The organism is Microvirga rosea (assembly GCF_020595095.1).
GTDB lineage: Bacteria > Pseudomonadota > Alphaproteobacteria > Rhizobiales > Beijerinckiaceae > Microvirga > Microvirga rosea.
Genome location: NZ_JAJDOP010000007.1, coordinates 197,838 through 217,517, shown reverse-complemented (window position 1 = coordinate 217,517; position 19,680 = coordinate 197,838). Strand labels below are relative to the sequence as shown.

The window sequence follows — 19,680 nt, the reverse complement described above, 5'->3', positions numbered from 1 at the left end:
CGGTCCTTAAAAAAGGAAAGTCGTCACATCGGCCGCGGCATTCTGATCGCCAGCGTCTCCCAAACGGCGGTTCTTCTTTTCCTGCGCCATGCGGTCGATCCATGAGGCGGCTTCCTCATGCCGCCAGTTCAGACGCAGGGCGCAGCGGAAATCGTTAATCGCAGCGTCAAGCAATCCCAAATGATACAAAATTCGGCCACGCTTTAAGTGAAGCTGGATCCGAACTTGACGATACATAGCGTTACAAAAAGACTTCATCAATGGTGATAGCGGCTGTGAAGAGCGAATATATTTTGCTCTTGAGAAAGTATTAGGGACGACAACGCTGCAGAACTGATGGGTCATTGATGTATCCAGCGAATTGTCTTGAGTTTTATTGGCAGTCTTCGTTTGTAGGAATTTTGAGGTGCGTTCTCTGTTGACCCCTGAACATTGCCACTGGGCCTCACCCTACGAAAATCGGAATTGCGCACGACTTGTCGGAATTGCGCAGAAATCGTAGGTATCCTGGAGGTCTGTCATCTCGGGAGCATTTGAAGAGTAGATGGCGCGGAGAACTGGGCTGGGCGACTGCGGACTACTTTATTGCATTTCCTGGCGCCCTGCTGTCTCGCAGACACGCATGGCCTTGCCTTCCATGGCTCTCGGAAGGCCGGCGATGGCGCGAAAGACGCAAACAGCTTTCAAAACCGGCCGTTCCCTTGCTCGAAAGACGCCGGGCCTGCCGTCTCATCGGGGCTCGTTGAACCGGGTATGAGAGAGTTCTTCTCGACGTCTCCCATGCGTCATCCCGGCAGTTTCGGCGACACAAGCAGGGTCTGTGCTCGGGACCGGCGCATTCCTCGCATCATGGCCCGCGACACGCTGCCGAAGAGGGACGACGCATGAACCGTGCGTCGCACACCCAGGAGAAGGACGAACTCGTTCCCGGTCAGGATGGTGCGCGCGGCAATGCCGGCGACAGCAGCGTTCTTCAGTATACGTACAAAACGCCCAAGCTCGACGAGATCGAGGACGCGCTCAATCGGTTCGTCGCTCCGGAAAAGCTGGTTCCCGTTGCGCGCGGTCAGCAGACCGACGGAGCATTTCGGTTTCTGGCGGGAACGAGCCTGGGGCTTTTCAATGTTCAATTCGGACGAGAGATCGTTTGCGAGCTCCTTCCTGAAGAAACGGACGACCGCGTCGCCGTTGTCATGAGCACCAACGGTAACGGCAAGCTCGACTTCCGCGGCAAGAGTTATGACATTTCTCAGAAGAGCGGCGTTCTTCTCACCTCAGGCAATTCCAGGGTGCTTCACTTTGGAGAGAATACCGCAAATCAGGTTTTGCTGAGCGAGCAGAGCAAGCTGCTGGAAGTCTGCGGCAAACTTCTCGGACATGAGGTGGTGAAACCCGTCAAGTTCGACGTCAGCTTCAATCTCGAGAGCGAGGCCGGGCAAAGCTGGATGAATTTGTTTCGCTTTGCGTCGTCGGAACTGGAGAGCCAACATTCTCTTTCCCGCTTTTCTCGCGCCGCACGAAAGCAAATCGAAGATATGGTGCTGACGGGTTTGTTGCTGGGGCACACCAACAACTACTCCGACGCATTGCTGCGGCCCCAGCCAGCCGTCGCGCCCTTTTACGTGAAGCGAGCCGAAGCCTTCATCGAAGCGCACTTTGCCGATCCGTTGTCGCTGGCCGACATCGCAGCTCACGCAGGGGTAAGCGCCCGGAGCCTGCAGAACGGGTTTCAACAATTCCGCGGCATGACGCCGATGGCGTTTCTGCGTTCGACCCGCCTGCAGCAGGTCCATGAGGCTCTGACGCTGGCAGATCCGTCCAAGGCGACGGTGACGGAAATCGCGCTAGCCTGCGGCTTCAGTCACATGGGGGAGTTTGGAACCCTCTACAAGCGTACCTATGGCGTCACCCCTCGCGAAAGCCTGCGGAAGGCCGCAGGTTGATGAAACGCACGCTCAATGCTCGGAGGAGAAAACCTTCCGGTCCGGAGCAGGTGAACGCGCTGGATAACGCCCCCCAGAGTGGAATTCTTCAGTACACCTACAGTACCCCAAAACTGGAGGAGATTGAGGACGTCCTCAATCGGTTTGTCGCGCCTCAGCGGCTCATCTCTGTTTCGCGTGCGCAGCATGCAGAGGACGCATTCGAATTTCTCGGTGGAGAAAGCTTAGGCTTATTCAAGATCCATTTTGGCCAGGAAACAGTTTGTGAGCTCTTGCCCGAAGAAACGGATGATCGAATTGCATTTGTGAGTGCCGGAAGCATGGCCAGCCGGGTTACGCTCAATGGGCAAGACTATGAGGTCTCGAAAGGCAAGGGTGCTCTTCTCACCTCAGGCTCGTCGCGATTGTTGCATTTTGATAACGATGCAGAACATAAAGTTCTGTTGAGTGATCAGGGCAAGTTACTGGAGGTTTGCAGTAAGCTGCTTGGCCATGAGGCCGTAAATCCTGTCAGATTTGATGTGAGCTTCAATCTTGAGGAAGAAGCAGGTCGACGTTGGATGAACCTACTTCAATTCGCCTCGGCGGAACTTGAGAACAAACAGTCTCTTTTGATGCAATCTCAGATCGCGCGAAAGCAGATTGAGGACATGGTGCTCACAGGCTTGTTGTTGTGCCATGCCAACAACTATTCCAATGCACTGCTGCGACCTCAATCAGCCGCTGCGCCCTTTTACGTAAAGCGAGCGGAAGCCTTCATCGAGGCGCACTTTGCCGATCCCCTGTCGCTCGCGGAGATCGCAGCTCGCGCCGGGGTAAGCGCCCGGAGCCTGCAGAACGGATTTCAGCAATTTCGCGGCATGACGCCAATGGCGTTTCTGCGTTCGATCCGCCTGCAGCGGGTTCATGAGGCCCTGAGAGTGGCCGATCCGACAAAGACAACGGTGACGGAGATCGCGCTAGCCTGCGGCTTCAGTCACATGGGCGAGTTCGGCACCCTTTACAAGCGCACTTACGGAGTCACGCCAGGGCAAACATTGTTGAAGCTCGCCTGATCGGCTTACCGCCGGCCAGCCTCGTAGGGCGTTTCCGGTACGGGCGTCAGGGGCCCCTTGCCCGAAAACCACGAAACGAGATTGTCGACGACGAGCTGTCCCATGGCTTTGCGGGTATGAACCGATCCCGAGGCGATGTGCGGGAGAAGGACCACATTATCCAGGTCGATCAGCGCCTGAGGCACGTGTGGTTCCTTTTCGAAAACATCGAGCCCGGCTGCGAGAATCGTACCCTGACGCAGGGCATCGATCAGGGCTGCCTCATCCACCACGCTGCCACGAGCGACATTGATCAGGACGCCGTTCGGACCGAGCGCCTTGAGGATTTCCGCATTGACCAGGTGCTTCGTGCCCGCGCCGCCGGGGGTGATCGCAATAAGAACGTCGACGGCCTCCGCCATGCCGACCAACGTCGAATGATAGACGTAAGAGACATGTTCCTGTCTGGTCCTGCCATGATAGGCGATCTCGACTCCAAAGCCTTCGAGCCGTCTTGCGATCGCCTTGCCGATCCGGCCGAGGCCGATGATGCCGACCTTGCGGGCGCGCAGGCTCGGCGACAGGGGAAACGGCGCTTTCAGCCATTGGCCGGCGCGCAGGTAGCGGTCCGCCTGGGGGATACGGCGCAACGTGGCGATGAGCAGCCCGATGGTCAGGTCGGCAACCTCGTCGTTCAGCACATCGGGGGTGTTGGTGACGATGATGCCGCGCTTCGCCGCCGCATGGACGTCGACATTGTCGTATCCGACGCCGAAGCTCGCGACGATTTCGGCATTCGGGAAGAAGCCCAGAAAATCCGCGTCCGCGCGTCCCGTCATCGTGCTGGTGGCAAGGCCACGGATCCGGGGGCCGATCTCGCGCAGGAAAGCGTCCCTGTCCGGGGCCTCCCACATGCGATGAAGGGTGAAGCGCTCTTCAAGAGCCTCGATGACGCTCGGCAGCATCCGCCCGGTCATGAGAATGTCCGTCTTGCTCATAATCCGCCCCGTTCGATGCGCTCAGTCGAGGCGACAGCGGGAGGAAAGGCCCCGCCGCAGCGCCTCGTTGATGGCTTTGGCTTCCTGCTGAAGAACGGTCTTAACCGAGGTTGGCAGATCGAGCCAGTGACATCCGCGCAGAGCCGCCTCCAGCCCGTAGAGAGCGTTCAGGGTGACCTCTTGAGGAAACAGGAACTTGAGCCGGCGGTAGGCCTCGACGGCGCCCAAGGATTGCAGGTCTCCGATCGTCGCGATGCCGGCTTCCTCCAGCCGCTTCTGGCTGACAGGCCCGATGCCCGGAAGGGTGCTGATGGGAGGACTGCTCATGAAAGCTCCGTCTGACGCGTTTCAGGACAACACGCTAGAACAGGGAGCCCGCCCGGGCGACGGTCGATTGCCGTTGCACACAGGTGTTGGAAGGAGCGAGGTTGAGCGTCAGGCGGTTGCCGCCAGGGGCTCTTCGAGCGCTGCGGCATCATCCCCTTCATCGTCGCCATCGAAGCCGCTCGGGTCGGCCCCAGTGATGTTGGCAAGGTTCTTCGCGGCGCGACGCAGGAGCTTGCGCAGTCGCTTGCGGTCCTTGTTGTCGAACCCGGTCAGAAGCTCGTTCTCGACCTCGTCCCAGAGAGCGTTGATCGCCGCAGCCTTCTTCTTGCCCTCCCGGGTCAGTTTCACCCGCACGACGCGGGCATCGCCGGGCTCGGTGTGCCGTTCCACCAGCTTCAGGCTCGAGAGGCGGGAAATCGTCTTCGAGGCTGTGGGAGGTCGCACGCGCAGGATCACCGCAAGGTCGCCCATGGTCATGGGACCTGAATGGGCCAACGCCTGGAGAACCTGTTCCTGGCCGGCAAAAAGACCCAGTTCGGAGAGCTTGTCTCCGGTGCGACTCCGATGGAGGCGTGCCGCCTGGACCAAAGACCACCCAACGCTCTTCACGCCAGGATGTCTGATATCGGTGTCCATCCCATTCCCCGCCATTTGAAGCTTTGGTGGCACCATGAGCGGAACTCATGACGGTTCGATGACAGTTTCATTGCAGAGAAGACAAGGTGCCTGATCGTAGGGGAGATCACCGGGTAGGGGCAAGGGCGCTTTCATGCCATCGCCTGAGAAGAACATGCGTGATGGCGGCCACGGCGCCGAACAGCACGATTCCCGTGATCGCCAGGAGAATCAGCGCCGCGAAGAGCCTTGGGATGTTGAGGCGGTACTGGCTCTCGATGATCCTGTAGGCCAGCCCCGATCCGGCGCCCGCCGAACCGGCGGCCATTTCAGCCACGACGGCCCCGATGAGGGAGAGGCCGACGGCGATTCGCAGCCCGGCCAGAAAGGCCGGTAGGGCCGCCGGTCGGCGCAGGTGCCACAGAACCCTCAGATGGGACCGCAGACGGGCTGCAGGGCCTTCGGAAGGCGATGCACCGTAAAGCGCGAAAAGGTCGATCAGGCCCCGGTCCACCGATTGAAGGCCGAGCATCGTATTCGACAGGATGGGAAAGAACGCGACGATCCACGCGCAGGCGAGGACGGCCGTATCCTGGGGCAGATAGATGAGGAGCAGCGGCGCGATCGCGATCACTGGAGTCACCTGAAGCGCCACCATAAAGGGATAGAGCGAATACTCCACGAGCCGCGACAGGCTGAACAGAACCGCCAGCATGACCCCGCCCACAAGGGCGAGGACGAGGCCCAGAAGCGTCGTGCGCAGGGTCACGAGAAGGGACGCGGACAGCACCGGCCAGTCGGACACGATGGTTCGGGCGATCAGGCTCGGCGCCGGCAGGATATAGGCCGGGACACCAGCCGCACGCACGTAAAGTTCCCATGCGGCAATGGCGGCGGCGAGAAGGCCGAACGGAAGGGCGATCCTGAGAGCGTCCCGCTTCCCGAAGCGCCTGCCGGATGAGGTTGATAAGGGTCGCTCCACGGTTCAGGCCTCTTTATCCGCCATGGCCTCGCTCAAGACCTTCGAGACCGCGCGGCAGAGTTCGCCATAGCGCGAGCTGACGCGGAAATCCTCGCCCCTGCGATCGGGCGCATCCACCTTAAGCTCCGCAATGACCGAACCGGGGCGGGGAGACATCACCACGACCCGGTCCGACAGGGAAACGCTTTCAAAAACCGAATGGGTCACGAACACGACCGTGCAGCCCAGATCCGCCTTCAGGCGCAGCAGATCGTCATTCAGACGGAAGCGGGTGATCTCGTCGAGGGCGCCGAAGGGCTCGTCCATCAGCAGCAATCTGGGCCTCATGACCAAGGCGCGGGCGATCGAGACCCGCATCTTCATGCCTCCCGAGAGTTCACGGGGATAGGCAGCGGCAAAGGCCTCCAGGCCGACCCGGGACAGGCTCTCGGCGATCTGCCGCGAGGCCTCGCGTCTCGACAGGCCGCGCAAACGCAAGGGCAGCCACACATTGTCGGCGACATTGGCCCAGGGCATCAGGGTCGGCTCCTGAAACACGAAGCCGATCTCGTGACGGTGATCGACTTGCGACGCTCCCGCCCACGCGACCGCGCCGCGCGTCGGCTCTGAAAGGCCCGCGATGAGGCGCAGAACCGTCGACTTCCCGCAGCCCGACGGCCCGAGAAGCGTCAGGAACTCGTTGCCGAAGACGGTGAGATCGAAATTGCTGAGCGCCTGGACACCGTTTTCGTAGCACTTTTCGACACGGTGCAGAGCAAGGATTGCTGTCGGCGGCAGGGTCATGGGGGCATCCGCATCATTGCAGCCTTGGCGATGCCGGCTCGCAGGACATGGCGGATGCCGGACGAGCTTCTGCGATTTGGCTTGCCTTGAGAATCTGCTCAAAAGCTTGGCGTGAAGCGCCTCGGGCGAACATCATGGCCGATGACTGCCGCTCCTCCAAGGTGAGCCAGGTCGCCAGCACCTCCTGTTTCTGTCCCATGAACATATCCGTCCTGGCAACACGAACCTTGCGGTCCCCGATCATACCGTTCCACTCCTCGGTGAACGAGGCAGGGCCCTTCGGTACGGGAGGCTGAAGACTGTTCCACCAAAAGAGATGAAATTCCCGTCCTTGCGGGTCGGACCAGGAGCAGAACACCTCATCGGCATGTCCCATCACGGGCGGGTTGAGACCGAGGACGGGAATGCGCTCCCTGGACTGGTTCACGAGAGTCATGTCCGCAGGCAGCATGAGAAGAAGGCCCGCGGCGATCCATGACACTTCAGCCATCCCGACCTGCCTTTACGGGCGGGGTTTCAGGTCGAGCCCGACGCCCTTGTTCACGAACTGGAGCGTGTAGGAGCGCCGGTAGTCGAGATCGGCTTTGAAAAGACCGGCCTTCACCATCTTGTCGAAAAAGTCCTTCATTCTCGCATCGGTCATGGCACCGATGCCGAGCTTCGCGGTGTCGCCTGAATCGACGATGCCGTATTCCTTCATTTTTGCGACCGAATAAGCGATCAGCTCGTCCGTCATCTCCGGATTGTCGCGCTTGATGAGCGCATTGGCCTTGGTGTTGTCGCCATAAAGATAGTTGTACCAGCCGATCGTCGAGGCATCGACGAAGCGCTGCACGAGGTCCGGGTTCTTCTCGATGAGCTCGCGTCGGGTCTCTACCGTGGTGGAATAGGTGCTGAAGCCATAATCGGCGAGCAGGAAAACGTTGGGTTTGAAACCGCCGGCTTTCTCGATGGTAAGCGGTTCCGCCGTCGCATAGCCCTGCTGCACGGCGCGTGGGTTGGCGATGAACGGGGCGGGTGTAAACCCGAACGGCTTCACCTGCTCGTCCTTGAACCCGTATTCAGCCTTCATCCATTGATAGAAGGTGGCAAAGCCGTCCTTGGAAAGCAGGATGTCGTTGGATGTCTTGAGGGACTCGAAGCCGTCGAGCCCCTGGCCCGGATGACTGAGAAGAACCTGCGGCTCCTTCTGGAAATGCGCGGCCACCACCACGGTCGGGATATTCTTCTCCACCGCGGAAAAGGCCTGGATCAGACTTCCGCCCATGTAGAAGTCGAGCTTCCCGACCGTCATCAGCATGCGGTTGTTGGCGCGGGGACCGCCCGGGACGATGGTGACCTTCAGGCCGTATTTCTCGTAGGTGCCGTCCGCGAGCGCCTGATAGTAGCCGCCATGCTCTGCCTGGGCGAGCCAGTTCGTCCCGAACGTCACATCCGTCAGAGCCTGTTCCGCCCATGCCGGGCTCGAGAGCCCCGCGAGACAGGCGCCTAAACACGACAATATCCCGGCCTTCATCACCATCTCGAACCACCCTGCCGACCTGCTGCATCCGGCGCTCTCTGTGCCGGGACAGGACAAGCTTGGCAAGGTGGCGCCGTCATGCGGGCATCATTCCACGGCCCAGGGATAAGTCCATGTTTCCGTCAGGGTCTTGTTGCCGGCGCGCAGGAAGGCCCGAAGATCCGTGGATTGCCCGGGTTCGAGCCTCACGTCGATGGCGACCCGGAAGCCCTTCGTGTGTTCGTTGGGCACCACGAAGGTATGGGTGATCGTCCCGGCCGAGGTCGTCGGGATCAGCTGCACCTGGCCCGGATCGGCCAGATAATAAGCGAGATCTCCCCCCGCGAAGTCGATGATGAAGCGCCGGTGAGTCGGGTCGCTCGGGCTGTTCGAGCCGCTGTTGCGGGCAGGGGACTGGAAGGTGTTGATGACTTTCGCGCCAGGATGCATCCCGTTCGACGTCGTGAGCGCGCGCAGACGATAGGACAGCGTGAGCTCCTGACCCGCCTCGACGGGACGGCTGGGTTGCCAATAGGCCACGATGTTGTCGTGGGTTTCGTCCGGGGTGGGAATTTCCACCAGCTCGACCCGGCCTTCGCCCCATTCTCCGATCGGCTCGACCCAGTAGCTGGGCCTCTTGTGGTAGAAGGTCTCCAGATCCTGATAATTCTCGAAGACCCGGTCCCGCTGCATGAGCCCAAAGCCGCGCGGGTTCTTGTCGCTGAACGACGAGATCGCCTTCCGTGGCGGATTGCGCAGGGGGCGCCAGATCCACTCGCCCGCACCGGATTGGATGAGAAGGCCATCCGAATCGTGGAGTTCCGGCCGGAAGTCGTCCGTCCGGCGCCGTTCGTTCTCACCTTCGAAGAACATGGACGTAAGGGGCGCAAGCCCGATATTCGGGATGGCGCGGCGGGGAAACAGCGTCGCCGTGACATCGAGGGCCGTTTCCTTCGACGGGTACAGGACAAACCGATAGGCTCCCGCAACCGACGGGCTGTCGAGCAGGGCATAGATCGTCGCCTGATCGCTGTCCGGCTTCGGCATCTCGACCCAGAACTCGCGGAAGTGCGGGAATTCCTCCGCTTCTCCGCTTTCCACGTTGATTGCCAGCCCCCGGACCGAGGCGCCGTATTTCTGATCGGCCCCGAGAAAGCGGAAATAGCTCGCCCCAAGGAAGGCAATGACCTCATCGAAGACCTTCGGGTTGTTGAGCGGGTAGTGAAGGCGGAAGCCCGCAAAGCCGAGATTGACGGGAAGCGGCTTGTCGATCTTGTTGTGCCCGTAGTCGAACAGCTCCTTCTGGTAAGGCACGGGCGTCGGAACCCCGTCCCGCAGGATGTTGACGGTGACGGGGCGCTGATAAAGAAACCCGAGGTGGAAGAGCTGCATCCGGAAGGGGCCGCCGCTGGAGGCGAGAAGGGCCTTGTCGGGGCGGAAACGGATGTCGCGGTAATCGTCGAAGCTCAGCCGGTTCAGGGGCTCCGGCAACTGAGACGCCATGGGCTCGTAAGGCTGCGCGGCGAGCTCGCGCGCGCGACGGACCACATCCTCGAAACGGAACGGATTGGGCGCCGGGATCCCAGGCTGCTGCGCCAGGGCCGGCAAAGCCACGCTGGCGAGGAGGCTCTGGAGAATGATTCGGCGCGTCGGGTTCATCATGGAGCGTGACGGTTCTTCTGATATGAGGGGCGGAACTGGAAATGGGCATCCAAGCCCTCTCCGTCCACGTGTGGCGCTTAATAAAAGCTGAACAATTCAAGAGGGACGGGGCCTCTGAGAGCCCACGCGAAAAAATCCCTCGGAAAGGCTAAAAAGGTCTTGTGATCCGGGCTCATTAGTCCTATTTCACTGCTTGCCCAATTTCGCACGTGCCTGTGGTCGCGTGCCGGTTGGTGGGCATCCGGACAAGAGGCCGGACAGCCGCCCGAGAACGACCTAGTTCTCGAAACCCCTAACCGGCAGCCGGAGGCGAAACCGGCGTACCCCGCTCTCAACGGGGGACGTGACTTAAAGCAACGACGAACGGGCTTTTTTGGTCTCGTTGGCCCTCCAAAGGTCAGCACCGAAGAGGCTTGTTTATCATTGCCAGGCGTGCGGACGGGAACTCCCATCCAATCCAAGGCAGCATCGTCGGGTGAAGAGCCCATCGCCGCTCATCGTGTCTCCATCGCACGACGCGGGATGTCATCTTCCCTCGCTGACGCCGGACGCGCAGAAGATCCTTTCGAGGAATTCCGCGACGTCTGAACTTCAATCCGGAGGCTTGAAGACCTCCATTGAACCTTTGGTGGGGAGAGCGCCATGACTGAGCGCATTCGTGAATTCCTTCGCAACCGACGTGAGGATGGCCCCTGCGTGGTCGTCGATCTCGACGTGGTTCGCGACAACTACTCGAAATTTGCCCGTGCGCTTCCCGACACGCGCGTTTTCTACGCCGTGAAGGCCAATCCTGCGCCAGAGGTGCTCAAGGCTCTCGCCGGTCTCGGCTCGTGCTTCGACACGGCTTCGGTGGTCGAGATCCAGCTCGCCCTCGACGCGGGTGCGACGCCGGAGCGGATCTCTTTCGGCAACACGATCAAGAAGGAGCGCGACATCGCCCGGGCTCTCGAGCTCGGCGTGCGTCTCTTCGCGGTCGATTGCGAGGTAGAGGTCGAAAAGATCGTGCGGGCGGTCGAGCAGGCCGGAGTGGCGTCTTCCGACGTGAAGGTGTTCTGCCGCATCCTCTGCGACGGCGCGGGCGCCGAATGGCCCCTGTCGCGCAAGTTCGGCTGCGTTCCCGAGATGGCCGTGGACGTGCTGGAGCATGCCTGTCGTCATGGACTTGAGGCTTATGGCGTCTCGTTCCATGTGGGCTCGCAGCAGCGCAACACGGAAGCCTGGGATCAGGCGCTGGCCTCCGCATCGGCGATCTTCCGCGAATGCGCGGCCCGCGGTATCCACCTGTCGATGGTCAACCTCGGCGGCGGTTTCCCGACGAAGTACCTGAAGTCGATCCCGCAGGTGGAAGCCTATGGCGAGTCGATCTTCCGGGCGCTCTCGAAGCACTTCGGCAACCGCATCCCCGAGACGATCATCGAGCCGGGTCGCGGCATGGTCGGCAATGCGGGCATCATCGAGGCCGAGGTCGTTCTCATCTCGAAGAAGAGCCAGGATGAGGACGAGGTGCGTTGGGTCTATCTCGACATCGGCAAGTTCGGTGGCCTCGCCGAGACGATGGACGAGTCGATCCGCTACCCGATCCGCAGCGAGCGCGATCACGACCGTAAGGTGCCGTGCGTGCTTGCCGGGCCGACCTGCGACTCGGCGGACGTTCTCTACGAGAAGGAGCCTTACCCGCTCCCCATCTCGCTGGAGATCGGCGACAAGGTGTTGATCGAAGGCACGGGTGCCTACACGACCACCTATTCGGCGGTGGCGTTCAACGGCTTCCCGCCCCTGAAGTCCTACGTGATCTAACTCACGTCCCGCCTGCCTCGGCGCATGAGGCAGGCACCAACCCCGAAAAGAGTTGTCCCGGACGGCCTGCATGCCCTGGCATGCAGGTGCGAGGGCTGTCGCTCACCCCAACCTTGGGAGGCTACGGCCATGATCACCATCCGCGAGGAAGTTCACCGCGATGTCGAGGCGCGTGAGGCGCTGCTCGATGCCTGCTTCGGTCCCGCCCGTTTTCAGAAGACCTGCGAGCGTCTTCGCGAGGGCAGGTTGCCGGCGGAAGGTTTGGCTCTTGTCATCGAGCAGAATGGCCGGATCGTCGGCACCGTGCGCCTCTGGCACGTCTCGGCCGGCCCGAACCGACCGGCCCTGATGCTCGGCCCGATCGCCATCGATCCTGCCCTGCAGGGGCTCGGCATGGGTGGAAAGCTCATGCGTGAAGCCCTCAAGCAGACGGCGGCCCGGGGACACAAGGCCGTGCTTCTGGTCGGAGATGCTCCGTACTATGAGCGTTTCGGTTTTTCGACAGACAAGACCGGCTCGCTCTGGCTGCCGGGTCCGTACGAGCGCAACCGTTTCCTGGCGCTCGAGCTTGAGGCCGGCTCCCTCGAGGGCGCGCGCGGTCTTGTCTCGGCAACCGGCGCGTTCGAGGAGAAGCCCGACCTCAGCGCTCTCGTGGCAGCGGCAGCGCAAGGGACTTGGCAAGGCGCCCGGGGCGGCATGCGCCCGGCGGCCTAACGCGCCGAACCCTCCGAGGGCCGCAACGGCTCGGCCCTCGGATTGGGCAGGGTGAAGGTAATGGCCGCCGCCGCAATCATGTAGGCGGCAAAGCCCAGCGCCACGACGTCGATTCCCACACCAATGTCGAACAGGGGGCCGGCGATGACCGGCCCGATCGCTGACGCGATCACCATGATGGCTCCCGCCAGCGCACGGATTTTTCCCAGATGCTTCGTACCGTAGATCTCAGCCAAAACTGCAGCGATCACCACGTTGGTGCATCCGGTGGTCAGGCCGATCAGGCCAAAGAAGAGAAGTGGGACGAAAGGTCCGTCGAGCGTGACCAGCGTGAAGGACGCGAGGATCATCCCCAACAGATAGAAATGGCTGAGCCGCACAGCGCCGAAGCGATCCACCAGGGCTCCCGCCGTCATGGTAACGGCGACGGATACCAGGGCGAACAGCGTGATTCCGGTCGCCAGCAATTCCACGGGCCATCCTTTCGCTTCCGCGATGAAGCGCTGATGGAAGAGATAAGCCGTCATGATGGCCGGATAGCCCACCATCGTCGGGATGAGGGCGACAAAGCGCCAATCCCGCAACGTGTCGATCCAGCGTGGCCCTGGCTCGCGGATCTGATCGCCATCCGTGGCTTCGGACATGTTCGCTGGGCGCGGCTTGAGAGCGAAGCCGAGCAGCCAGCCGATGCCCAGGCATGTGATGGCCACAAGAGCGGCGGTTCTCCAGGTGCCGGTCCAGCCGAGGACGGCGATGAGGGCAACCGCAATGCCGGGGAGCACGGCTTCGCCGCCGGAAAAGCCCAGGGTCGCAACACCCACGGCCCTGCCGCGAATGCCGGCAGGCAAGCGGGCCGTGCTCATCACGCCCGCATGGCCCAGCATGCCCTGTCCGCACAGGCGCAGGAAGAAAAGACTCAAGCCCAGCATGACAAGGTTCGACGCGAAGGAGAGGCTGATCGCAGCCGTCGTCAAACCCAGCAAGGCGACCGTCGCGTAAAACCGGATGCTGACGCGGTCGATCACGCTGCCGATCCAGATCATCAGGATGCCCGACACCAGGGTCGCGGCCGAGTAGATCAGGCTGAAGCCGCCATGGGTGAGGCCGAAAGCTTCACGAATGTCGGGACCCGACAGGGAAATGAAGAAGGTCTGCCCGAACGAGGACAGGAAGGTGAGGGCAAAGCCGAGGCCGATGGCGCGCCAGTGCTGCTTGAGAAGTTCGTGGAATGTCATCGATTCAGGTCGGACCGCGTGAGGCCGTCGATCATGCATCCATGTTTCATGATGTCGAGAGAAATTGCGCCCGCTCGGATTGCTTCGGTCATCAGTCCTTCGCTGTCCGCAGGGAACTTGCCCTTGGCCGCGCACGAGGGAGCGCAGCCATTGACCCCAAGGGCCCCTCAATCCTAGATGCGGCCGGAGCCGTTTTACCCGGAGACAAACTTCCTTCCATCATGCGCTTTCGCAAGGAGAACTATCGATGACCACTTGGCCCGTCCATGGCCGTATCACCGGCCCGATCGTGATGATCGGCTTCGGCTCGATCGGCAAAGGCATGCTGCCCCTGATCGAACGCCATTTCGACTTCGACAAGAGCCGCTTCGTGGTCATCGATCCGAACGATGCCGACCGTCACCTGCTGGACGAGCGGGGCATCAAGTTCGTCAAGGCCGCCGTGACCCGCGACAATTACCGCGAGCTCCTTTCGCCGCTTCTGACGAACGGCGACGGCCAGGGCTTCTGCGTCAACGTCTCGGTGGATATTTCCTCACGGGCCGTGATGGAGCTCTGCCGCGAGCTCGGCGCTCTTTATGTCGACACGGTCGCTGAGCCGTGGGCCGGTTTTTATTTCGACAAGAGCGCCGGCCCGGAGGCCCGGACGAATTATGCCCTGCGCGAGAACATCCTCGATGCGCGGCGCCAGAAGCCCGGCGGGCCGACCGCCGTGTCCTGTTGCGGAGCCAATCCCGGCATGGTGTCCTGGTTCGTGAAGCAGGCCCTTCTCAACATCGCCGGCGATCTCGGCATGAGCGTCAAGGAACCGACCTCGCGCGAGGAATGGGCCCGGCTGATGCAGCAGGTCGGCGTGAAGGGAATTCACATCGCCGAGCGGGATACGCAGCGCGCAACCTCCGAAAAGCCCATGGGGGTTTTCGTCAATACCTGGTCGGTGGAAGGCTTTGTCTCCGAGGGCGTACAGCCGGCGGAACTCGGCTGGGGAACGCATGAAAAGTGGATGCCGGAAAACGGCCGTACCCACGAGACCGGCAGCCAGGCCGCCATCTACCTTCTTCAGCCGGGCGCCAACACCCGCGTCCGCACCTGGTGTCCGACGCCGGGCCCCCAGTACGGCTTCCTGGTCACCCATAACGAGGCGATCTCGATCGCCGATTTCTTCACGGTGCGTGAGGACGGGAAGGCCGTTTACCGGCCGACATGCCACTACGCCTACCATCCCTGCAACGAGGCGGTGCTGTCCCTGCACGAGATGTTCGGGCAGGCGGCTCGCGTTCAGGACAAGCATCACATCCTCACGGAAAACGAAATCGTCGACGGCATCGACGAACTCGGTGTCCTGCTCTATGGCCATGCCAAGAACGCCTATTGGTACGGCTCGCAGCTTTCCATCGAGGAAACCCGGAAGCTCGCGCCCTACCAGAACGCGACAGGGCTTCAGGTGACGTCGGCAGTCCTTGCCGGAATGGTCTGGGCGCTCGAGAATCCCGAAGCGGGGATCGTCGAGGCGGACGAGATCGATTTCCGCCGCTGCCTCGAGGTTCAGAGGCCCTATCTCGGCCCTGTAGTGGGCGTCTACACGGATTGGACGCCACTCGCGGACCGCCCCGGCTTCTTCCCTGAGGACATCGACACATCGGATCCGTGGCAGTTCCGGAACATCTTGGTACGATGACGCGATAAAATGCCGTTCCCGGCCTGCAACGGCGGGCCGGGAACGGCCATGGAGACGCCGCTATGCCTCATTTCGAGCCTTTCTACGCCGACAAGCTCCGCGGTTCTCTCGGCGTCGTGGATGCGGAAGCGGTGATCGATCTGCGGGGTGCGTCCCGCGAACAGGCGGTTTCCTCGATCCAGGACATGCTGGAGCGCAGCCGGTTCGCGCAAAGCAAGTCGGTGGCCGTGCGTCTGTCGCCGCCTCCGGAAGGGGGAGGGGAGACCCTGTTCCAGCCGGTCGGCAAAGCGCTTCTCGAAGCCAAGAAGCGGGGCTGGATCACCCGTCTGCAGACCTTGCCGGCCCAGGACGGGCTCGGTTTCTACGTAGTTCTGTCGGGAAAGCCGGAAAACGCCTGATCTCAGGCCCGGGCAACGCGGGTCCGTGGGCGCCGCAGGCTACGCACGAAGTTTGCCAGGACCAGCAGGCACCCCCATGCGGCGATGAAGCCGAGGGCGGCCGCCAGGATGCCTTCTTCCGTCACCGGTACCGCCGGCTCGAAGTCCTGATAGGCGGCCTCCATCACGTCCGTATCCCCGTTACGGATCATCAAGGCGACACGCATGAAGGGTCCCGCCTCCATCATGGCCCGGCGATGGGCCTCGAGCCGTGAAAGCCGCTCCGCATTCGCCTGCATGGCGACGCCCTGGCGGCTGATCAGATTGTCCGCGTTGCCGCGCAGGCGAAGGATCGCGCTCTCCCGCGTCTCGCTGTTGTTCCGAGCATCCGAATCGAAGCGCTGGAGCACCCTGGTCAATTCGTCGATGGACCCTCCCAGGCGCTGCCGATATTGCTGGGAGAACTCCGGGAGCTGGGATGTCAGAACCCCGCCCAGAAGGCCAAAGCCGAAGGCCACGATGCGTGTGATCCGAAACAAGAGCATCTCCCTCAGAATCCAAGCGCAACGGCGATATCTTGTTCCGTCACCTGATCCAGGGGCTTGGAGATCTTGTAGGCTCGGGTCTTCACGCCGGGCTCCATGACCAGGATCACGGTCTCGATCCCGGGACAGGCCGGGTCCGTGCAGGCGATCTCGTTGACCGCAAAGGCCGTCTCAGGCGGAAACGGTCTTGCGGCGCGGGTCAGGTTCTTCACGCGCTCGATCCCCTCCCGGTCCGGTTTCGGGATCCCGAAGGCTCCTCTCAGGAAAGCACCGAGGCGAGCCATGGCCTTAAGGAAGGGTCAGGATCCCGGCCTGCCCATCCTCGCAGCCGAAGGCGAGGTGACGGCCGGCCTTGTCCCAGGCCATGGCGGTGATGCCGCTTTCCTTCACGGCCGGGCGAACCAGGAGCTCGGAGGCGTCACCCAGGCGGATCAGAAGAATGCAGCCGTCCTCATAGCCGACCGCCAGCACATAGGCGTTGGGATGGAAGGCGACGCGGCTGACCTTGGCCGGACGGACGCCGCATTCCCGGGGCGCCTTGCCCATGGGGCCTTCCTTGGATTCGAACGGCCATACGATGGCGGCTTCCGCGCCGGAGGTGGCGAGCCACTTTCCATCATGGGACCAGGACAGGGAGCGCGTCTTCGACGGATAGCCCGTCATGCGCATGTGCCCCTTGTCGGGAACGAGTCGCCAGCCGTGAAGCGCGTTCTCCTGCATGGACGTGACCACGAAACGGGCGTCGGACGACCAGGTCACGTCCAGATGGGAGCCTTTCCATTCCAGCCCCTCGGGCTTGGCTTCCACATTGGGGAACCAGAGGGTGACGCCGTTGTAGTGAGCGATCGCCAGGCGGTAGCCCTTGGGCGCGAAGGCAAGGCCCCGGGCCGTCGTGGGAACTTCGAGGACCTTTTCACGGCCCTTGTCGTCCCGGGCGATCACCCGCTTGCCGGCTCCGTAGGCGAAGGCGCCGCTCCCGCTCACCGCAAGGGAGTCGATCCAGGCCCCCTTCGTCTCGGCAAGGGTCTTGATCGAGCCGTCGGCTCCGGTCACGGCCACCCGGCCATCATCGCCGCCGGTCAGGAACCGCTCCCCGTCGCTCAGGCCGATCAGTACGCCCGCGTCGGGATGGGCCTCGACCCGGTGCGTTTCCCCGTCCTTGGCCAGAAGCACGCCTCCGTCTGCGAGGCCGAAAGCCACGGTGCTTTTCATCCACCCGATGGCGGTCACATGGGCTCCCGCGTTCAGGGGAGCGATGCTTTCAGTCAGAGAAGACGAGGCAGTTCCAGCAGTCATCGAGGCGATCCCTTTCACGGGAGCGTTATCACAGGTTGGTGGCGTTGGGGCAGGGGCGCGCGGAAAATCGGCTCCTCGCAGCGGGCCACGGGCCTTTCCGACGGGATCCGATGCCGCGGGCCGCAGCGCACGGGTGCCGTTACACGGCGCAGGCCAGGAACCCTTCCGTGATGGCTTTCTCGTTCAGGTCGCGTCCGATGAACACCACCTTGGAGTCGCGCTTCTCGCCCGGTTTCCAATCGCCCTGCACATCTCCGTCGAGGATCATGTGGACACCCTGGAAAACGAAGCGCTTCGGCTCGTTCGGGAAAGCCACGATGCCCTTGCAGCGGAGAATGTTCGGACCCTCCACCTGGGTAAGGTTGGAAATCCACGGCATGAACTTTTCGGGATCGACCTCGCCATCCACGCGAACGGAAATGGACTGCATGTCCTCGTCGTGATGATGGTGATGGCCTTCTTCCAGGAAATCCGGCTCCAGCTCGATGATCCGGTCCAGATCGAACGCCTTGCGGTCCAGGACCTCGCTGATCGGAATGGCGCAGTTCTGGGTGCGATGAAGCCTTGCGTAGGGATTGATGGAGCGAATGCGCGCCTCGACGGCGTCGAGCTCCTCGGGCGTCACGAGGTCAGTCTTGTTGAGGATGATGACATCCGCGAAGGCGATCTGGTTCTTCGCCTCGGGGGCATCCTTGAGCCGGTCGGACAGCCACTTGGCGTCGGCGACCGTCACCACCGCATCGAGGCGTGCCGTGTCGGAGACGTCCTGATCCATGAAGAAGGTTTGCGCCACCGGAGCCGGATCCGCGAGGCCGGTGGTCTCGACGATGATGGCGTCGAACTTGCCCTTGCGCTTCATCAGCCCGTCGAGGATGCGGATGAGATCGCCGCGCACGGTGCAGCAGATGCATCCGTTGTTCATCTCGAACACTTCCTCGTCGGCGCCGACCACGAGCTCGTTGTCGATGCCGATCTCGCCGAATTCGTTGACGATCACGGCATATCGCTTGCCGTGCTGCTCGGTCAGGATGCGGTTGAGGAGCGTCGTTTTTCCGGCGCCGAGATAGCCTGTGAGGACGGTGACGGGAATCTTGTCGGTCATCGGACAGTCCGCAGATTTGAACCCGTCCCGAAAGGGGCGGGTCGGCCCTCGAGGGCCAGGGAAATTTGAACGATCGAGGCGAAGTCGCGCTGCCGCCTGCCCGGATCGCCGGGAGAACGGGTTCAGCTCGACAGGGCCGCGCTGAAGGCCCTTATATTGTGTCGCATCATGTCAATGTAAGTGCCGGCGGGCCCGTCAGGCTCCGAGAGAGCGTCGGAAAATACCCGGTCGCCGATCCGGGCTCCGGTTTCCTTGGCGATCCGCTCCATGAGGCGCGGGTCGGACACGTTCTCCACGAAGACGGCCTTGATCCGCTCGCGCTTGATCTGCTGGATGATCTTGGCCACATCCCGCGCGGAGGCTTCCGCGTCCGTCGAGACCCCCTGGGGGGACACGAAGGTGATTCCATAGGCTTCCTGGAAGTACCGGAAGGCATCGTGGGAGGTGATGAGCCTGCGCCGGTCCTTCGGGATCTGCGACATCTTCTCCTTGACCTCTGCGTCCAACGCCTCGAGCTTGTCCAGATAGGCGGCGGCCTGCGTCTCATAGGCGGTCCGGCCGGCCGGATCGGCGGCGATCAGAGCGTCACGGATGTTGGCCACGTAGATCTTGGCATGGGCGATGTTCTGCCAGGCATGGGGATCGAGCCCGCCGTGGTCGTGGCCATGATCATGGTCGGCGCCGTGATCGTGGGCCTCCTCCCCCGTCAGAGGCTTGACGCCCTTGGCGGCTTCGACCGTTGCGGCCTTTGTGCCGGAGGACGCGATGAGACGGTCGATCCAACCCTCGAACTTGAGGCCGTTCACGAACACGATCTTTGCGTCGGCGAGCCTTCGGCCATCGGCCGGTGTCGGCGCGTAGACGTGCGCATCGCCATTGGGTCCGACGAGCGTCGTGACGGTGACGCGGTCCCCGCCGACCTGTTTCACCAGATCGCCCAGGATCGAAAAGGTCGCCACCACATCGAGCTTCCGGGCGTCCTGTGCCGTGGCGGCAAACGGCGCCGCGGCCAGGGCAAACGCTCCCAGAAGAGATGTCAGCAGCTGTCGTCTCATCAGCATCGCAAGATCCTTTTCGTTTCAGGCTTCCAG

At 62.1% G+C, this 19,680-nt stretch carries 21 protein-coding genes; 6 read left to right on the top strand and 15 right to left on the bottom strand.

Features of this window, described 5'->3' with window-relative positions; genetic code table 11:
* Positions 1–6 precede the first annotated feature (6 nt).
* Positions 7–345, bottom strand: coding sequence for a tetratricopeptide repeat protein (locus LJD17_RS18130; RefSeq protein WP_227385608.1), 339 nt, complete (start codon positions 343–345; stop codon positions 7–9).
* A 539-nt stretch (positions 346–884) separates the two neighbouring features.
* Here LJD17_RS18130 and LJD17_RS18125 point away from each other — a divergent pair.
* Both LJD17_RS18125 and LJD17_RS18120 read left to right on the top strand, forming a co-directional pair.
* Entirely contained in the window at positions 885–1,943 is a 1,059-nt protein-coding gene (locus LJD17_RS18125; RefSeq protein WP_227385607.1) for a helix-turn-helix domain-containing protein, read from the top strand.
* Positions 1,943–2,998: a helix-turn-helix domain-containing protein gene (locus LJD17_RS18120; protein WP_227385606.1), complete on the top strand. Its 1,056-nt coding sequence runs from the start codon at positions 1,943–1,945 to the stop codon at positions 2,996–2,998. Before LJD17_RS18125 ends, LJD17_RS18120 begins: the two co-directional genes overlap by 1 nt.
* Before the next feature lie 5 nt (positions 2,999–3,003).
* On the opposite strand, the gene LJD17_RS18115 is transcribed toward LJD17_RS18120, so the two are convergent.
* From LJD17_RS18115 to LJD17_RS18080, 8 genes are all read right to left on the bottom strand, one after another.
* Positions 3,004–3,975, bottom strand: a complete 972-nt coding sequence (locus LJD17_RS18115) for a 2-hydroxyacid dehydrogenase (RefSeq protein WP_227385605.1) — start codon at positions 3,973–3,975, stop codon at positions 3,004–3,006.
* A gap of 21 nt (positions 3,976–3,996) precedes the next feature.
* Positions 3,997–4,302 (bottom strand): TfoX/Sxy family DNA transformation protein, encoded by a 306-nt coding sequence (locus LJD17_RS18110; protein WP_227385604.1) that lies wholly within the window; start codon positions 4,300–4,302, stop codon positions 3,997–3,999.
* Positions 4,303–4,410: 108 nt separating this feature from the next.
* On the bottom strand, positions 4,411–4,938 hold the full coding sequence (locus LJD17_RS18105; protein WP_227385603.1) for a MarR family winged helix-turn-helix transcriptional regulator: 528 nt from the start codon (positions 4,936–4,938) through the stop codon (positions 4,411–4,413).
* A gap of 106 nt (positions 4,939–5,044) precedes the next feature.
* Positions 5,045–5,899, bottom strand: coding sequence for an ABC transporter permease (locus tag LJD17_RS18100; protein ID WP_227385602.1), 855 nt, complete (start codon positions 5,897–5,899; stop codon positions 5,045–5,047).
* Between the two features lie 3 nt (positions 5,900–5,902).
* Positions 5,903–6,682, bottom strand: a complete 780-nt coding sequence (locus tag LJD17_RS18095; protein ID WP_227385601.1) for an ABC transporter ATP-binding protein — start codon at positions 6,680–6,682, stop codon at positions 5,903–5,905.
* A 13-nt stretch (positions 6,683–6,695) separates the two neighbouring features.
* Entirely contained in the window at positions 6,696–7,172 is a 477-nt protein-coding gene (locus LJD17_RS18090) for a hypothetical protein (protein WP_227385600.1), read from the bottom strand.
* Between the two features lie 12 nt (positions 7,173–7,184).
* A complete protein-coding gene (locus LJD17_RS18085; RefSeq protein ID WP_227385599.1) occupies positions 7,185–8,204 on the bottom strand; it encodes an ABC transporter substrate-binding protein in 1,020 nt (339 codons plus the stop codon).
* Positions 8,205–8,291: 87 nt separating this feature from the next.
* The gene (locus LJD17_RS18080) at positions 8,292–9,845 is read right to left on the bottom strand and encodes a glucan biosynthesis protein (protein WP_227385598.1); all 1,554 of its coding nucleotides are present in this window, start codon (positions 9,843–9,845) and stop codon (positions 8,292–8,294) included.
* Between the two features lie 642 nt (positions 9,846–10,487).
* On the opposite strand from LJD17_RS18080, the gene LJD17_RS18075 reads away from it, so the two are divergent.
* Both LJD17_RS18075 and LJD17_RS18070 read left to right on the top strand, forming a co-directional pair.
* Positions 10,488–11,642: a type III PLP-dependent enzyme gene (locus tag LJD17_RS18075; RefSeq protein ID WP_227385597.1), complete on the top strand. Its 1,155-nt coding sequence runs from the start codon at positions 10,488–10,490 to the stop codon at positions 11,640–11,642.
* Positions 11,643–11,771: 129 nt separating this feature from the next.
* Positions 11,772–12,356: a GNAT family N-acetyltransferase gene (locus LJD17_RS18070; protein ID WP_227385596.1), complete on the top strand. Its 585-nt coding sequence runs from the start codon at positions 11,772–11,774 to the stop codon at positions 12,354–12,356.
* Here the strand turns inward: LJD17_RS18070 and LJD17_RS18065 are convergent.
* On the bottom strand, positions 12,353–13,591 hold the full coding sequence (locus tag LJD17_RS18065) for an MFS transporter (protein WP_227385595.1): 1,239 nt from the start codon (positions 13,589–13,591) through the stop codon (positions 12,353–12,355). The two genes, LJD17_RS18070 and LJD17_RS18065, sit on opposite strands and share 4 nt — an antisense overlap.
* Positions 13,592–13,838: 247 nt before the next feature.
* Between LJD17_RS18065 and LJD17_RS18060 the strand changes: the two genes are divergently transcribed.
* Positions 13,839–15,269 (top strand): homospermidine synthase, encoded by a 1,431-nt coding sequence (locus LJD17_RS18060; RefSeq protein WP_227385594.1) that lies wholly within the window; start codon positions 13,839–13,841, stop codon positions 15,267–15,269.
* Between the two features lie 62 nt (positions 15,270–15,331).
* Entirely contained in the window at positions 15,332–15,667 is a 336-nt protein-coding gene (locus LJD17_RS18055) for a hypothetical protein (protein WP_227385593.1), read from the top strand.
* A gap of 2 nt (positions 15,668–15,669) precedes the next feature.
* Here LJD17_RS18055 and LJD17_RS18050 read toward each other — a convergent pair whose 3' ends face one another.
* From LJD17_RS18050 to LJD17_RS18030, 5 genes are all read right to left on the bottom strand, one after another.
* Complete coding sequence (locus tag LJD17_RS18050; protein WP_227385592.1) at positions 15,670–16,185, bottom strand: DUF2937 family protein; 516 nt, start codon at positions 16,183–16,185, stop codon at positions 15,670–15,672.
* Between the two features lie 11 nt (positions 16,186–16,196).
* Complete coding sequence (locus LJD17_RS18045) at positions 16,197–16,475, bottom strand: hypothetical protein (RefSeq protein WP_227385591.1); 279 nt, start codon at positions 16,473–16,475, stop codon at positions 16,197–16,199.
* A gap of 4 nt (positions 16,476–16,479) precedes the next feature.
* Positions 16,480–17,487 carry a WD40 repeat domain-containing protein gene (locus LJD17_RS18040; RefSeq protein ID WP_227385590.1) on the bottom strand — a complete coding sequence of 336 codons (1,008 nt, stop codon included), beginning with the start codon at positions 17,485–17,487 and terminating at the stop codon, positions 16,480–16,482.
* Positions 17,488–17,626: 139 nt separating this feature from the next.
* Complete coding sequence (locus LJD17_RS18035; protein ID WP_227385589.1) at positions 17,627–18,589, bottom strand: CobW family GTP-binding protein; 963 nt, start codon at positions 18,587–18,589, stop codon at positions 17,627–17,629.
* Between the two features lie 122 nt (positions 18,590–18,711).
* A complete protein-coding gene (locus LJD17_RS18030) occupies positions 18,712–19,650 on the bottom strand; it encodes a metal ABC transporter substrate-binding protein (RefSeq protein ID WP_227385588.1) in 939 nt (312 codons plus the stop codon).
* Positions 19,651–19,680 lie beyond the last annotated feature (30 nt).

Excerpts from the sequence above, each read along its gene's own strand:
- LJD17_RS18130 (WP_227385608.1), bottom strand. The coding sequence starts at position 345 with ATGACCCATCAGTTCTGCAGCGTTGTCGTCCCTAATACTTTCTCAAGA.
- LJD17_RS18125 (WP_227385607.1), top strand. The coding sequence starts at position 885 with ATGAACCGTGCGTCGCACACCCAGGAGAAGGACGAACTCGTTCCCGGT.
- LJD17_RS18120 (WP_227385606.1), top strand. The coding sequence starts at position 1,943 with ATGAAACGCACGCTCAATGCTCGGAGGAGAAAACCTTCCGGTCCGGAG.
- LJD17_RS18115 (WP_227385605.1), bottom strand. The coding sequence starts at position 3,975 with ATGAGCAAGACGGACATTCTCATGACCGGGCGGATGCTGCCGAGCGTC.
- LJD17_RS18110 (WP_227385604.1), bottom strand. The coding sequence starts at position 4,302 with ATGAGCAGTCCTCCCATCAGCACCCTTCCGGGCATCGGGCCTGTCAGC.
- LJD17_RS18105 (WP_227385603.1), bottom strand. The coding sequence starts at position 4,938 with ATGGACACCGATATCAGACATCCTGGCGTGAAGAGCGTTGGGTGGTCT.
- LJD17_RS18095 (WP_227385601.1), bottom strand. The coding sequence starts at position 6,682 with ATGACCCTGCCGCCGACAGCAATCCTTGCTCTGCACCGTGTCGAAAAG.
- LJD17_RS18090 (WP_227385600.1), bottom strand. The coding sequence starts at position 7,172 with ATGGCTGAAGTGTCATGGATCGCCGCGGGCCTTCTTCTCATGCTGCCT.
- LJD17_RS18085 (WP_227385599.1), bottom strand. The coding sequence starts at position 8,204 with ATGGTGATGAAGGCCGGGATATTGTCGTGTTTAGGCGCCTGTCTCGCG.
- LJD17_RS18080 (WP_227385598.1), bottom strand. The coding sequence starts at position 9,845 with ATGATGAACCCGACGCGCCGAATCATTCTCCAGAGCCTCCTCGCCAGC.
- LJD17_RS18075 (WP_227385597.1), top strand. The coding sequence starts at position 10,488 with ATGACTGAGCGCATTCGTGAATTCCTTCGCAACCGACGTGAGGATGGC.
- LJD17_RS18070 (WP_227385596.1), top strand. The coding sequence starts at position 11,772 with ATGATCACCATCCGCGAGGAAGTTCACCGCGATGTCGAGGCGCGTGAG.
- LJD17_RS18065 (WP_227385595.1), bottom strand. The coding sequence starts at position 13,591 with ATGACATTCCACGAACTTCTCAAGCAGCACTGGCGCGCCATCGGCCTC.
- LJD17_RS18060 (WP_227385594.1), top strand. The coding sequence starts at position 13,839 with ATGACCACTTGGCCCGTCCATGGCCGTATCACCGGCCCGATCGTGATG.
- LJD17_RS18055 (WP_227385593.1), top strand. The coding sequence starts at position 15,332 with ATGCCTCATTTCGAGCCTTTCTACGCCGACAAGCTCCGCGGTTCTCTC.
- LJD17_RS18045 (WP_227385591.1), bottom strand. The coding sequence starts at position 16,475 with ATGGCTCGCCTCGGTGCTTTCCTGAGAGGAGCCTTCGGGATCCCGAAA.
- LJD17_RS18040 (WP_227385590.1), bottom strand. The coding sequence starts at position 17,487 with ATGACTGCTGGAACTGCCTCGTCTTCTCTGACTGAAAGCATCGCTCCC.
- LJD17_RS18035 (WP_227385589.1), bottom strand. The coding sequence starts at position 18,589 with ATGACCGACAAGATTCCCGTCACCGTCCTCACAGGCTATCTCGGCGCC.
- LJD17_RS18030 (WP_227385588.1), bottom strand. The coding sequence starts at position 19,650 with ATGCTGATGAGACGACAGCTGCTGACATCTCTTCTGGGAGCGTTTGCC.